General features: G+C 39.4%; 20 protein-coding genes and 2 tRNA genes. 20 read left to right on the forward strand and 2 right to left on the reverse strand.

The genetic code is table 11. The annotated features are described in order from the left end of the window. The first annotated feature begins 28 nt into the window (after positions 1-28). Both ACEW8F_RS06125 and ACEW8F_RS06130 read left to right on the forward strand, forming a co-directional pair. A tRNA-Ser gene (locus tag ACEW8F_RS06125) sits at positions 29-117 on the forward strand. 45 nt (positions 118-162) lie between these two features. Further along, positions 163-254: transfer RNA gene (locus ACEW8F_RS06130), tRNA-Ser, on the forward strand. Positions 255-361: 107 nt separating this feature from the next. On the opposite strand, the gene ACEW8F_RS06135 is transcribed toward ACEW8F_RS06130, so the two are convergent. Beyond that, positions 362-1,510: a tyrosine-type recombinase/integrase gene (locus tag ACEW8F_RS06135; RefSeq protein WP_373482589.1), complete on the reverse strand. Its 1,149-nt coding sequence runs from the start codon at positions 1,508-1,510 to the stop codon at positions 362-364. 116 nt (positions 1,511-1,626) lie between these two features. Next, positions 1,627-2,475, reverse strand: coding sequence for a helix-turn-helix domain-containing protein (locus tag ACEW8F_RS06140; protein ID WP_373482590.1), 849 nt, complete (start codon positions 2,473-2,475; stop codon positions 1,627-1,629). 184 nt (positions 2,476-2,659) lie between these two features. Here ACEW8F_RS06140 and ACEW8F_RS06145 point away from each other — a divergent pair, with 184 nt between their 5' ends. The 18 genes from ACEW8F_RS06145 to ACEW8F_RS06230 all read left to right on the forward strand — a co-directional run bounded on the left by ACEW8F_RS06145 (position 2,660) and on the right by ACEW8F_RS06230 (position 13,173). Continuing rightward, positions 2,660-2,851 carry a hypothetical protein gene (locus ACEW8F_RS06145; RefSeq protein WP_373482591.1) on the forward strand — a complete coding sequence of 64 codons (192 nt, stop codon included), beginning with the start codon at positions 2,660-2,662 and terminating at the stop codon, positions 2,849-2,851. Next, positions 2,841-2,978 carry a hypothetical protein gene (locus tag ACEW8F_RS06150; protein WP_373482592.1) on the forward strand — a complete coding sequence of 46 codons (138 nt, stop codon included), beginning with the start codon at positions 2,841-2,843 and terminating at the stop codon, positions 2,976-2,978. Before ACEW8F_RS06145 ends, ACEW8F_RS06150 begins: the two co-directional genes overlap by 11 nt. A gap of 77 nt (positions 2,979-3,055) precedes the next feature. Continuing rightward, positions 3,056-3,244: a helix-turn-helix domain-containing protein gene (locus ACEW8F_RS06155; protein WP_373482593.1), complete on the forward strand. Its 189-nt coding sequence runs from the start codon at positions 3,056-3,058 to the stop codon at positions 3,242-3,244. Next, complete coding sequence (locus tag ACEW8F_RS06160; protein WP_373482594.1) at positions 3,231-3,572, forward strand: phage replisome organizer N-terminal domain-containing protein; 342 nt, start codon at positions 3,231-3,233, stop codon at positions 3,570-3,572. The genes ACEW8F_RS06155 and ACEW8F_RS06160 overlap by 14 nt, the downstream gene beginning before the upstream one ends. After that, the gene (locus ACEW8F_RS06165; protein WP_373482595.1) at positions 3,542-4,519 is read left to right on the forward strand and encodes a phage replisome organizer N-terminal domain-containing protein; all 978 of its coding nucleotides are present in this window, start codon (positions 3,542-3,544) and stop codon (positions 4,517-4,519) included. The genes ACEW8F_RS06160 and ACEW8F_RS06165 overlap by 31 nt, the downstream gene beginning before the upstream one ends. Beyond that, positions 4,516-4,782 carry a hypothetical protein gene (locus ACEW8F_RS06170; protein WP_373482596.1) on the forward strand — a complete coding sequence of 89 codons (267 nt, stop codon included), beginning with the start codon at positions 4,516-4,518 and terminating at the stop codon, positions 4,780-4,782. Before ACEW8F_RS06165 ends, ACEW8F_RS06170 begins: the two co-directional genes overlap by 4 nt. 112 nt (positions 4,783-4,894) lie before the next feature. After that, the gene (locus ACEW8F_RS06175) at positions 4,895-6,088 is read left to right on the forward strand and encodes a phage portal protein (protein ID WP_373482597.1); all 1,194 of its coding nucleotides are present in this window, start codon (positions 4,895-4,897) and stop codon (positions 6,086-6,088) included. Further along, positions 6,085-7,104 (forward strand): HK97 family phage prohead protease, encoded by a 1,020-nt coding sequence (locus ACEW8F_RS06180; protein WP_373482598.1) that lies wholly within the window; start codon positions 6,085-6,087, stop codon positions 7,102-7,104. Before ACEW8F_RS06175 ends, ACEW8F_RS06180 begins: the two co-directional genes overlap by 4 nt. Before the next feature lie 2 nt (positions 7,105-7,106). Then, entirely contained in the window at positions 7,107-8,354 is a 1,248-nt protein-coding gene (locus ACEW8F_RS06185; protein WP_373482599.1) for a phage major capsid protein, read from the forward strand. Between the two features lie 3 nt (positions 8,355-8,357). Next, the gene (locus ACEW8F_RS06190) at positions 8,358-8,633 is read left to right on the forward strand and encodes a head-tail connector protein (protein ID WP_373482600.1); all 276 of its coding nucleotides are present in this window, start codon (positions 8,358-8,360) and stop codon (positions 8,631-8,633) included. 14 nt (positions 8,634-8,647) lie between these two features. Next, positions 8,648-8,941, forward strand: a complete 294-nt coding sequence (locus ACEW8F_RS06195) for an HNH endonuclease (RefSeq protein WP_373482601.1) — start codon at positions 8,648-8,650, stop codon at positions 8,939-8,941. Continuing rightward, positions 8,934-9,491: a tyrosine-type recombinase/integrase gene (locus tag ACEW8F_RS06200; RefSeq protein WP_373482602.1), complete on the forward strand. Its 558-nt coding sequence runs from the start codon at positions 8,934-8,936 to the stop codon at positions 9,489-9,491. Before ACEW8F_RS06195 ends, ACEW8F_RS06200 begins: the two co-directional genes overlap by 8 nt. 432 nt (positions 9,492-9,923) lie before the next feature. Beyond that, complete coding sequence (locus ACEW8F_RS06205; protein WP_373482603.1) at positions 9,924-10,274, forward strand: hypothetical protein; 351 nt, start codon at positions 9,924-9,926, stop codon at positions 10,272-10,274. Further along, positions 10,261-11,919: a terminase large subunit gene (locus ACEW8F_RS06210; RefSeq protein WP_373482604.1), complete on the forward strand. Its 1,659-nt coding sequence runs from the start codon at positions 10,261-10,263 to the stop codon at positions 11,917-11,919. Before ACEW8F_RS06205 ends, ACEW8F_RS06210 begins: the two co-directional genes overlap by 14 nt. A gap of 121 nt (positions 11,920-12,040) precedes the next feature. Continuing rightward, positions 12,041-12,388, forward strand: a complete 348-nt coding sequence (locus ACEW8F_RS06215; protein ID WP_373482605.1) for a phage head closure protein — start codon at positions 12,041-12,043, stop codon at positions 12,386-12,388. 23 nt (positions 12,389-12,411) lie between these two features. Then, complete coding sequence (locus ACEW8F_RS06220) at positions 12,412-12,705, forward strand: hypothetical protein (protein WP_373482606.1); 294 nt, start codon at positions 12,412-12,414, stop codon at positions 12,703-12,705. 34 nt (positions 12,706-12,739) lie between these two features. Then, positions 12,740-12,985 carry a hypothetical protein gene (locus ACEW8F_RS06225; RefSeq protein ID WP_373482607.1) on the forward strand — a complete coding sequence of 82 codons (246 nt, stop codon included), beginning with the start codon at positions 12,740-12,742 and terminating at the stop codon, positions 12,983-12,985. Continuing rightward, positions 12,982-13,173 carry a hypothetical protein gene (locus ACEW8F_RS06230; protein ID WP_373482608.1) on the forward strand — a complete coding sequence of 64 codons (192 nt, stop codon included), beginning with the start codon at positions 12,982-12,984 and terminating at the stop codon, positions 13,171-13,173. Before ACEW8F_RS06225 ends, ACEW8F_RS06230 begins: the two co-directional genes overlap by 4 nt. The last annotated feature ends 524 nt before the right edge of the window (positions 13,174-13,697 follow it).

Here is a 13,697-nt window from a genome sequence, read left to right on the forward strand (position 1 = left end):
GGTAATATTAGTCTTGCATTTTGAATTACGAGAGGTACCGAAGTGGTCATAACGGGGCGGTCTTGAAAACCGTTAGGGTGCAAGCCCACGTGGGTTCGAATCCCACCCTCTCGGCCATCAAATGCCAGAGAATTGAATAAATAATTTTGCATTATTACCTTTGGAGAAGTACTCAAGTGGCTATAAGAGGTGCCCCTGCTAAGGGTATAGGCCGTTAACGCGGTGCGTGGGTTCAAATCCCACCTTCTCCGCCATTTAAATTTAATAAGAAAACTGATAAGAACGCCATCTAACGGCGTTTTTTTTATGCCCTGAAATGGGTTTGACCCCTAAATTGACCCCTTAGAGGTTTTTTTGACCCCTAAAGGCTCTGGATCAAGGCTTCCATTCTATCAGAACTTTCTTTTCTCATAGCATCGGTAACGTGGGCGTAAGTGTCCATGGTGAAGGATGCAGAGTGATGGCCCAAATTCTCCTGGACGGTCTTAATATCATCCCCGGCTTGTAATGACAGGACAGCGAAAGCATGACGCAGATCATGGAACCGCAATTCAGGGTAGCCGATCCCGGTCACAACTTTTTTATAATGTTTCAATAATGTGGGATGTTTGACAAACTCCCCGATCTCATTGGTGAAGATAAAGTTTTCATCATTCTCCCATGCTGAACCAGCCCTCAGTCTATTTTCGGCCTGTTTTATCTTTTCAGCCTTCAAAGTATCCATAACCAATTTTGCAGGCCTAATAAGCCGTGTCTTGCCATTTTTTAGGGTAGCCCATTGATAAGAACCAATAAGCCGTTGATACTGACGGTATATGTTGATCGTTCCGGTTTCAAAATTGACGCAGTCCCAGGTTAAACCGATAATTTCCGATTGCCGTAACCCGGTGAAGATATCCACAATGAAGATATTTTCAAACTGATGGCCCTTTATGGCTTCCAGAAATGCCGGGACAATGGTTTTATCCATGGGGGTTACTTGAGCCTTAACCAGCCGGGGTAATTTGCAGAAATCAGCCGGGTTTGTTTTGATGTATCCCAGGGCCGTAGCCTGCTCTAGGCATTTATGCAGCACCCCGTGAATGTTCTTAATGGTTTTGGCTGAATAATCGTCATTAAGGCCGTTATAAAATTTCTGGATATGATGCGGAGCCAGAACCGATATTTTGATTTTACCCAGTGTAGGGGTAATGTGGTTGTCAATATGGGACTGGTAAGACCTCAATGTGAGGGGTTTCAGGTTAAGGGTATACTCTTTAATCCAAATCTTTAACCAGTCCTCAGTGGTCAATTTGGACGGTTCTTTGTACTCCCCGTTATCAATAGCAGCCGTGATGGCGTTCATTTTCTTCCTGACATCTTGTTGACTGATACCATAAATAGATTTTCTGATTGCTTTTCCTGTACCCGGATCAGTACCAATGGTACACCGGGCTTCCCATCTTCCATCAGGCCGTTGGCGAATGGTGCCGGAGCCGTGAGCGTTACGGGTACTCTTTTTATTTGCCATGGGGTTACCTCCTTGTATTTAGATGTTGAAGATTTCATACCATCCAAATTGGATGGTATCGCCGTTACTAAAGTGTTACCATCAGTTACCGTTTGTTACTATGGTGTTACCAGTAGTTACATATTTGCTTTTCCCAGCTCATCATGAAGCGTTTTTGTAATGTTCTCAAGTTTTTCTTTAAATGCTGCTTTTAAATTATCTAAATCAGATGAAATCCACAAGGTGTTTTTAGCTTTTTCGGATAGTTCTGAATAAACATTCTCGGTCACAAGTTTTACTTCTTTGTCAAACTTGTATATCAAATAGTCAATATCATTAAATTTAGATCGATCTTCAAATAATTCACGATCAATAATAGAATATAAGTTCTCCGCAGCAGCATTTAATATTTCATCACTGTATTTTTCAACTTTATATCCTCCAAGGAGGGTTTTGGTAATTACATCGTCATTCCTTACTAAATCAAAAGTAAGCTCTTTTGCCCATTTTGAGTACTCTACAAGCAGAACTTGAGAACCAATAAATAAAAGGAAGTCATGTAAAAAAATAGTAAATGATGAATTAGAAATGAATGAATTTAATATTAGAGATGGCTTGAAATGAAGCGTCTTGTCATTTTCAATATAAAAATATTTGTCATTTATAAAAACTTCATCCGATGCTTTTAATAGGGTCAAATTTATAATAGATAATTCATCTAATGGAAGTATTTTGTTGATGACTTTATAATCAGTGTCCACACTTTTTACATCGCTTAACCCTAACATAAAATCAGCTGATACATTAAAATGATCACACATTTTATATAAATTATTTATACCTGGTTCGGCACCGTCATTTTGATATTTGCTTAATGACCCAGAAGGTATCCCCAATATCTCGGAAAGCTGTTTGATAGATTTCCCACTTTCTGAAATTAAATTCTTCAACCTTTTAGAAAATATCTTAGTTACATTATTGTCCATGAGCATCTCCTTTTAATATTATGTATTCATTAATAGAAACGCAAACAAAATATATTCACATTTAGAAATATTTTCCTTGACTTGTTGTTTTCTTGTTGTATAATCATATTAAGAAATGCTATCGTTGTTGCGTTCACTATGATGATTATAGCATAAGCAATAGAATTTTAAAAGGAGTAAAAAAATGAAAAACAAGGAAATCAAGGATTCTATTAAAATCGCTAATTTGCATCAATGGCAAATAGCCGAGGAATTAGGCATTGGTGAGTCTACCCTATGCCGTAAAATGCGACATGAATTATCTGAAATTGAAAAAAAACAGATATATGAAGCAATTGAAAAGGTTCAAAAAGGGAGGAGTAAGCATGGAATATGAATTGTCTCAAGATGAAATGCTAGATCTTTTATCTGACCTTGTCCAGAGCAGCAGCGTTTACGGTGACCAGGAACAAGATTTATTAAATTTTATTGAAGAGATCCGGGAGCAGCAGGCTAATGATTAGTAACGGCCATAGTTTTCATATTCCGGAAGAACCGGACTTGTTGGAGCAGAATATAAAAAACGAAAGGGTGTGGAGATGTGGAAAAACTTACATATACAGTACAGGAGATAGCAGAATTGCTCTCGATAAGTCTTCCAAAGGCTTATGAGCTCACAAACCGGCAAGACTTCCCAACAATCAGAATTGGAAGAAAGAAAATCGTTGCTAAAAAAGAATTTCATGAATGGGTTTCTGCAGAGTCGAGGGGGGAACATGGACAACAATAAAGATGAATTATATCTTGATTTACGGGATGATTTTTTTGATGATGAGACGATTATTGCCATTGAATCGTTGCCAGATGGTTTCCTTTATTTAAATATACTTATACAAATGTATCTGATAAGCCTAAAAGATGAAGGAAAAATAAAAAATAATGCGGTCACCCTTTCATATATGACAGAAAAATCTATTGAAGATGTTGAGACTGCTATTGAGATATTTATTGATTACGGCATAATCAAAATCATGGGTGATGGTGTAATTGATATGATACCCGATGACGGTAAACTTAAGGAGTTAGTATGGCTAAAAAGAAAAGATACTATTGGTTAAAGCTTAAAGATGATTTTTTCAACGATCGGATAATAAGAAAGATGCGCAAACTTGATAATGGTTTAACATACTTATTCATTTACCAAAGAATGTTATTGATGAGTCTAAATGACGATGGAAATCTGGTTTTTGAAGGTTTAGAAGAAAGTATGTTTGAACAGTTAGCCGATGAGCTAGAAGAAGATGTTGACATGGTCAGAGAAACCATTGATTTTTGCGTAAAATATGAACTATTAATAATTGATGGTGATGTGTATTACTTGACTATGTTTCCGGAGCTTGTAGGTAGCGAATGTGATAGCACCGATAGAGTGCGGAAACACAGGAAACTAAAAGCAGCGTTACAATGTAACGCCGAAGTAACGGACGGTAACGAACTGGAATTAGCCGAGATATCGCCAGTAACAAAATGTAACACAGAGATAGAGAAAAAGAAAAAAATAAATAAAGAGTCAAATAAAGAATTAGAAGAAGAATTAGAAAAAAAACTAGAAAAAGAACTAAGAATAAAAAAAGTAGAATACGAGAGAAATAACAAGACTAAGACTAAAAATCTAGAACCAATCAGTCAATCAGTTGGTCAGTCAATCCCTGTACTATCACAAGAAAATAATAACGTTAGTTCGTTAAGTGATGAAGATATTCAATATTTCATTGATTTATGGAATACCTTAAATTTATCAGAGCCTATTAAAAAACTCACTGAAAAGCAGATAAAAAAGCTTAGCGATAATACAAATATGTTTGTTGTTGATAAAACAAATGCAATCGGTACAATCGATGTACTCATCGACAATATAGTTGGCAGTTCATATCTACTGGGTATTACAGAGCATAACTTTAAATTAAACATTAATTGGTTATTATGTCCTGAAAAATGGGAGAAGGTTATTAACGGTGATTATCGTGATTTTATTAATGATAAACAGGAAGGAATAAATGAATGAGAACGCAATACACCGAATTGAAACTGATTGAAGAAGCTATTCACATGGCCGAAAATACCCTGTTGAGTATTGAAAACCCCAGTGATGCCGTTTTATCGGCTCTTGACTATCTGGATGATGTTTTATGTGGGCTACACAGTGAAAAGCTGTTAGGGGCGAAGCTGGCACCCCAGAAAGATGGTTCATACACTGATTTGGTATGGGCAGAGAAGCATATAAAAAAACCGCCCTCAAATTGCAGTTTGAAGACGGCACACAGATAAACTATTGATAAATATTATAGCACTAATGAATTAATTTTGTCCAGTGCATTAATTAAAAACAATGTATTAAACGGTCAAATCCATTTGACAAAATAGTAATAAAAAAAGGAGCGTGAAGAACATTAGCATTTTTAACCGATTCAAAAAACCAGTACCCAACCCACAGACGATGGAACGGGCGGAACTAATCAGCGGAAACAACAGCTTTTCCCCCTGGTCAGGCGATGCCTATTCACTGGACATTTACCGGGGTGGCGTGGATGCCATCGCCCGGAATTGCGGAAAATTAAAGGGAAGCCATGTGATCAGTTACGCCGATCATAAAAAGGTCGAAGGTGATTGCAGAATTAACCAGCTGCTACAGGTATCACCCAACCCGTATATGACCGCCTATGATTTCCTGTATAAGATGGTCACCCACTATTATCTTTACAATAACGCTTTTGCTTATTTGCAGAAAGATAACCGGGGCCAGTTATTGGGTGTTTATCCCATGGGCGCAAGCCATTTGGACTTTATCACAGATCCATCTGGGGAAATGTATTGCAAATTTTTGTTCAACAACGGAAAAGATGTGATTTTGCCTTATTCGGATATTATCCATTTGAGACGAAACTTTAATCAAAATGATTTGCTGGGAGATCCGAACACCGCCATCATGGACACGCTGGAGCTTGCCCACGCTCAAAGTGAAGGGATGGTTACCAGCATTCAATCATCAGCCAATATCCGGGGAATTATGAGATATACTCAAATATTGTCAGAGGAAAAGTTAAATGAAAGCCGTAAGACTTTCATGGAGAATTACCTTCAAATGAACAATAACGGCGGTGTGATTGTGGTGGATGAAAAGATGGAATACACCCCGATTAATCAGGCACCCGTAAATATTGACACCAATCAGATTGAAGCCATTAAAACTAAGATCTATAACTATCTGGGCATATCAGAAAGCATTGTTAACAGTTCATACAATGAGGATCAGTTTTCAGCATTCTATGAATCAACACTGGAGCCGATCGCCTTACAATTAAGCCTGGAATTTACCCGGAAAGTATTTAATGACCGGGAGCAAACATTTGGTAACAGTATTTGTTTTGAATCCGGACGATTGATTTTTTCCAGCAACGCCACCAAAGTCAACATGATCAAAGAATTGGTGCCATTGGGGTTGCTATCGATTAACCAGGCATTGGAAATCCTAAACCTACCCAGTATTCCGGATGGTGACAAACGGCTTCAAACATTGAACGTGGTGGATGCCACCAAAGCAGAACAATATCAATTAGGCGGTGATGAAAAATGAAGATAGAAGTAGTCTATGGCTGTCCTTGTTCTGGAAAATCAACCTATGTTCAGCAGAATGCGAAAGAAAATGATATTGTTTATGATTACGATAAATTGTTGACCGCACTAAGTGTAAATGAAAATCACAGTGAAATTAAACAACCGGGTCATGGGATCGTTCTTAAAATCAGAGAGACAATTTTAAGAGAATTGAAAAAAGATAGCGATATTAGTACATTTTATTTAATTACCAGATGGCCAACAGATTATGTAAAAACGATGTTGAAGGGATTTGACGTCAAATATCAGTATGTGGAGACCACAAAAAAAGACTGTTTGGACAGACTGGAAAATGATGAACGGCGCATAAATAAAAACGCCTGGAAAGAAATAATAGAAACATGGTTTAAAGAATACGGAGGAGAAAAAAGGAGTGAGTACCACATGAAGGAAAAAAGAATAGCAGAAATTAGAGCAGAGACAAGAGCGACCTCATCCCCGGCAGGGGTTGACAATAGCCTTCTCATAGTTGGTGTGCCGATTGTATTTGATCAGCCGACCATCATTAATGATCCGGCAGGATCTTACACCGAAATTATCCGCAGGGGTGCGCTTGATGATTGTGATTTGTCCGATACACGGCTTTTATATAATCACGATTTAAGCAAGATCCCTTTAGCCAAAACACCAAAAACGATGCAATTCAAGTTAGACCCGGCAGGGTTGACCATGAGCGCAACGTTACCCGACACCGAAGAAGCCCGATCCGTTCATACGGCAGTTAAACGGGGCGATCTTTCAGGAATGAGTTTTGCCTTTAAAGTCCCGGCAGGGGGTGACCGGTACGACCCAGCGACCAATACACGGGAAATATTGAAGATTGAAAAAGTTTATGAGGTGTCAATTGTGCCATTACCAGCCTATTCGCAAACATCTGTGGAAGCCAGGGCAGCCATTCAGGCACACGGCACCGATCAGGTCAAAGAAGCCATTACAATTATGGCCAATAAAATTTTATTTAAGGGAGAAAAATAAACATGAAATTTGAAACAGTAGCAGAAAGCTTTAATTATTATCGGAATGCCAGTATTCAGGAAATCGAAACCAGAGCAGCACAGATCAAAGGAACCATCGACAACGACCCAAAAGCCGATGTTAGGAGCCTTAACGTCGAGATCCAAGGACTTAACCAGGCAAAAGAAAACATTGCTTCAAAGGATGTTCCACAAGCGGAACCAGTGCAGCGTGGACAATTCAACCCAATCACCGGGGGAACATTTGAAACCAGAGCATCACAGGAAGCCCTGGACGGTGATGTGTTTGCTAGTCCAGAATACCGGACAGCGTTCTTTAAAACATTGTTAGGCCAAAAGCTTACAACCTTTGAGACCGCAGCATTTAACCGGGCGCAGACCATTGTAGACACAGAAAAACGAGCCGATGCCTTTAACACCGTTACCAATGCGGTAGCAGTATTACCAACCCAAACACTCAATGAAGTGATCAGCAAGGCCAGAACCATGGGTGGATTGCTTCCACAGTGCCGATCATTCAATATTCCCACTAAGATTAGTGTGCCGGTGGGAACCCCTACCAGTAAAGCAGCATGGCACGTTGAAGGGGTAACCGTTGAGACTGAAAAAGAAACCATTGCATCAGTGGCCTTTAATGGTTATGAGATCCTCAAAGTATTTTCAATCAGTGCAGCTGCTAAGAAAATGAGTATCAGCGCTTTTGAATCCTACATCACCGATGAATTAACCGCTTGTGTGATGGAAACCATCGCCGATTCGATTGTTAATGGTGCAGGGACAACCGAGGGAACAGGGATAGAATCAATCACCTGGGTAAAAGATGCCAACGCTATTGAGTATGTAAAAGCCGGTATTCCAACCTATTCAAACTTTGTGTCTTTAATGTCAAAACTGAAACGGGGTTATAGTGCCGGGGCAAAATGGGCATGCAACAATGCAACCTTATACACCCATATTTACAACATTGTAGATGATAACAGAAGACCCATCTTTATTGCAGATCCGAAACAGGAAAGCATTGGTTACATTCTAGGCCGTGAAGTGGTTATTGACGATAATATCGCAGATGGTGATATTTATCTGGGAAACTGGGCTTACATGGGTTACAACATCCCCGAAGGGATTGTTATTGAAGTCTCCAGAGAATCCAGCTTTAAATCGGGCCTGATTGATTACCGGGCCATTGCAGTTGCGGACACTAAGCCAATTGTTACCGAAGCATTCGTTAAACTATACGAAGCAGCCCTTTAAGATATGACGGTTACAGAAGCAAGAGACTATCTCAGGCTTGATGGTACAGACAATGACGGGGTGATTACCCCGTTGTTGTCCGCCATCCCGGATTATATTGAAACCACAACCGGCATGAGTGCAACCCAACAGGCCACCGAACCATTAGCCGATACCGTCAGTAAATTCTTATTGGCGCTGTGGTATAACGCAGAAGGGACGGAAACCGAGAAGCTGGAGCGGACCATTAACAGTTTGCTTAAAGTATTGACCGCCATGGCAGCTAAACCAACAGAATAAGGAGATTATGATTTATGGCAAAGGACTATGCAAAAGACTTTTATAAATCGGTGAAATGGAGAAGGACTTCAAAGGCATACGCAGCAAGTCAGCATTTTATATGTGAACGATGCGGAAAGCCGGGACGCATAGTCCACCATAAACAGTACATATCACCGAAGAACATTCATGATCCTATGATCACATTGAACTGGGAAAACCTTGAGTATCTATGCCAGGATTGTCACACCCGTGAACATTTAGCAGGTTCGGAATGCATGAAGGGATTATGCTTTAACAGTGAAGGGGAACTAATTAAAAATGAATAGTGTTGATCCAATCAGAGATACTAACGACATAATCAATTTCATTGAATACCTTAAAGCGCGCAATGAAAGAGATTACATTCTGGCATTAACCGGGTTTTATTCTGGGTATCGTATATCAGATTTATTAAGCCTAAAGGTTAAAGATTTTAGGGATAGAGACTTTTTCTTTTTTCGAGAGAAGAAAACAAATAAGCAAACCAAAATACAAATAAATCCCATTTTGAAGAAAGCAGCGAATGAGTACATTTATTTTAATGACCTGAAAGATAATGAGTTTATGTTCAAGAGCCAGAAGGGTTACAACAAACCGATCACCCGGCAACGAGCCTATATCATTCTATCAACAGCAGCAAAGGCGATTGGTTTACAGGGAAGCTTTGGGACACATAGCTTAAGAAAAACAATGGGCTACCATTATTACCAGCAGACAAAAGATGTGGTCACTTTGAAGATGATCTTCAACCATTCATCCATCGATGTAACGCTGCTATATATCGGAGTAACCCAGGACATAATTAATGATAAGCTTAAAAGCTTCAAGCTTTATTAACAATGTTACACAATGAAAAACGGAAACAAAATAAACAAAAGAAAAGGTCTTGCAAACCGCATTAAATAGCGGTTGTTATGATGATAAAGATTTCATGATAAGATCAAGAAGCAAACCGAAACGGGCGAAATCTCACAATAAAGCGACACAATGAAAAAATAGAACATTATATTAGTAGGGGTGCTGAAAAAGTGAGTGAATAACAAGCGTTGCGGGAATTAATGATAAGTTACACAATCGTAGATAAGTAACATTAATTTCTCAACAAATATTTGCAGAAAAAAATTTTAAGAACGTTGTGATACCCCCCGTATTAACGAAAAAAACATCAATCGTTGGCACCGTCGGAGGGATATAGGGAAGCCCCTCCACGCAACGCCGTATTAAGGCGGGGTAGCAAAACATAATATACTAATACAGGTGGTGAAAGAAATGGATGTGAATAAAGATCGAGAGATACAAAAAAATAAACGTCAGATAAACAAAATATTGAAGCTGGTACCAGAAGACAAAAAGCAAATTGCTGAAAAGCTTGTGAAGGAAATTCTTTTCATGGGTGAAACCCTGGATGATCTTAAAGAAAAAGTAAAAGAAGGTGGCCCGGTTGAATTATTCAAACAGGGTAGCCAGGAATTTATGAGGGAATCGCCCTCATTAAAAGCCTACAATACAACGGTGCAGCGGTACAGCTTGTTATATAAGCAATTAACAGACCTATTGCCTAAAATTGCTGTGGATACCAAAGGGGAAGCGCTGCTAAATTTTATCCATGATAACGAGTAAAGAAAATTATATTCAAACCTATTGGCACCAGATCCAGACCGGTGCTGTGATTGTATCAAAGCGGGTCGAGAAGCAATATAAAAAAATTGCGAACACTCTGGATAATCCCCAGCCAGGGTACCACTTTGATATTAATCGGGGGAATAAACCGATAAAATTTATAGAAACATTTTGCAGACACAGCAAAGGAGAATGGGCCGGTAAACCCGTTAAGCTGGGATTATTCCAAAAGGCTTATATTATGGCCCTGTTCGGTTTCATCGATGATTTAACCGGACACCGGAAATACCGGGAATCGTTGTTCATGGTCGCCCGGAAAAACGGAAAAAGTACCATGGCCAGCGGTATAGCATTGTATATGATGATTGCAGACAATGAGCCGGGAGCCGAGATATTTTCCTGTGCCAGCAAGAAGGATCAGGCAAAGATTATCTTTAATGAAACGCATAACATGGTGAAGCAGTCCCCGGATCTATCAAAGTTTATCCGGAAAAGGAAAACAGATCTTTATTTTGAACCAACGTTATCAAAATTTGAGCCGTTGGGGAAAAATTCCAACAGCCTGGACGGGCTAAACAGTCATTTATGTGTGATTGATGAATTGCACAGCATAAATGACCGCAACATTTATGAAGTAATGAAGCAGTCCATGAGTGCCAGACGTCAACCTTTAATGCTGATGGTGTCAACTTCCGGGACAGTGAGAGAAAATATCTTTGATGATATCTATGCTTATGCCTGTGGAGTGGTGGACGGTACTTTTGAGGATGAAACGTTTTTACCGATCATCTATGAGCTGGACAAAAAAAACGAGTATAAAGACCCGGCAAAGTGGATTAAAGCAAATCCCGGTCTTGGTACGATTAAGAAGCTTGACGATCTGGAGAACAAGATCAAACGGGCAGAAAATAGCCCCAATGATTTGGCCGGAATATTGTGCAAAGATTTTAATATCAAATCGAACGCCTATAACGCATGGTTAAGCTGGGACGATATCGTCAATGAAAAAACCTTTGATCTGGAAAAGTTCCGGGGATCTTATTTCATAGGTGGATGTGATCTTTCAAAAACGGGGGATCTTACCTGTGCCACGGCCTTAATGATGGATTCAAAGACAGAGGAACGATTTGTGACCCAGATGTACTGGTTGCCAGAAGATGGTTTTTATGAACGGGTGGAAGCCGATAAAATCCCCTATGACAAGTGGCGTGAGCGTGGCCTGTTAAGGGTTTGTAGCGGTAATACCATTAATTACAAAGATGTGACGGCGTGGTTTATGGAATTGGTGCAAGTTCACGGGATCAGCCCGGCATGGATCTATGTTGATGCCTGGTCAGCGACATATTTTATACAAGATATGGAGCAAAACGGTTTTAAAATGATTAAGTGCCGACAGGGTGCCCAAACCTTAAGTTTGCCAATGCAGCAATTAGGGGCCGATCTGAAAGCAAAGAAGATTAACTATAACAATAATACGATATTGCGGTGGTCACTTAGCAACACTGGTGTAATAACGGACAGAAATGAAAACATCATACCCGCAAAAGCCAGCAGTCCCAAAATGAAAATAGATGGTACCGCATCGTTGTTGGATGCTTATGTGGGATTATGTGACCACTATCAGGAATTTGTAGAAGCGGTGTGATAGAGAAGAAAAAACAAGCCCGATATCGCCATTTTAAGCCGTTTTTAAAAGGGCGATCATATACTAACACCCCTTAAAGAGTTTAAAACCGTGGGGCTTTTCCATGGGGAAGGAACGATTAATGAAAAAACGTTTAAAAGATAAAAAAATCCAGATACTAAAAGCGGTATATACAGAAAATGAAATTGGTGGAATGTTTCCATCATCGCTTGAAGCCATTCACCCTGGTAGTCTTTGGGCATATGTTCGGCAGTTATCAGCCAGTGAGTTTTATAAAGCCGCAGCCATTCAAACCAGTGAAGAAATGTTATTTGTAATCAACTGGAGAGATGATATTGATCCCACAACCCACGTAATCAAATATAAAGGCCGGTACTACAATATCAAGCGGGTTGATACTTACGAGGGTTATAAACAGGATGTGCAGATTTATGCAGATGCAGGGTCAATTGGACACCCGGTCCTATAGGAGCCAGCGATGGAGGGATTGCGATGTTAAGAATTATTGAAGCAGCAGAACAGCCAACTTACCGGCTTGTTTATCTGGATGGTATGATCCGAATGGCCAAAAGCTTATTGGCTGAAACATCGGTCAGCGGTTTAAAATCTATCATGAATTTTTACGCAGTGAAGTATTTCAAGGCCATTGAGGTTGAGGGCATCACCCAGGAAGAATTAGAACAGCTTCAGGCATTTAGGGGTATATTGACTGATGCTATGATAGGGACGATAAAACAAGCTGACCTGATAAGAGTATACCCGCCAGCGTTAAAAGTCTTGCAATAGGCTAATTAATTAAAATTGAAAGGAATATAAAATTATGGAAAATGGTAGTTTAAAGGCTTTATGGGATTATGCGAGTGAGAAACCGATTCAGGAAACAAGCGAATTTAATCGGGCGCACGGAAAATATATGCGCTTGATTAGTAAGATCGAAAAGCATGATGAACAGTTAATGCTAAAAATTGAAGAAGCATCACTTGAACTTTCAAACATTGAAGGTTACCAGGCGTTTGTTTTGGGATTCAATGCAGCCGTTGAGCTTTTAATGGGGCGTGCGAAATGAACGATCGGGTTAGCTCTAAGAAATTATATGATGTAACGGTGCTATATTTTTATAAATCAAAATCGATCAGCATTAACCTTGAAGTAGACGCAGAATCAAAGGCCGATGCTGGAAGGATTGCAGTTGATCAGTTTATGGAACAACCGGCACCAGAAGGTTTTAGATTAGCTGGTACAATTGTCCATTAAAAAAAGGCCACCTTTGGGGTGGTCTTTTTCATGGCTATAGGATATAATGTTACAAAATCTAATGTCCGAGAAAAGGACATTAGCCAAATCAGTAAATGAAGATATTGGAAAAATACAGCCCCCTATAAATTATGACCCCTAAACTGATATTTTGACCCCTAAATTTACCCCTTAGAGAATTTTAAAAGGTGTTTCCAGATAGTACGGGATTGTCTAAAGATAGCTATATAATGGGATTCTATGAGATTTGATTAATGACGATTTTATCCCGTTTTTTAGCATCATAATAATTCAAATCCCACCTTCTCCGCCACCATGAACTACGCATCAAATATGATGTTAGATAGAACCTGTTACGTTAAGTAGCAGGTTTTTTTGTGCGTTGAAACCTAGGTTCCCGAAAAGTGTAACGAGCTATTTCGTTAAAAACCCATTAAAACCAGTGGTTTGAGCCTATTTTGCATTTACTTTTACCTCGTTATATATTATAATGTATAACGAGGATGGTGATCGCTTTATGGGAA

Origin of the sequence: Acetobacterium sp., from assembly GCF_041752335.1 — a bacterium.
In the GTDB taxonomy this organism is placed as follows: domain Bacteria; phylum Bacillota; class Clostridia; order Eubacteriales; family Eubacteriaceae; genus Acetobacterium.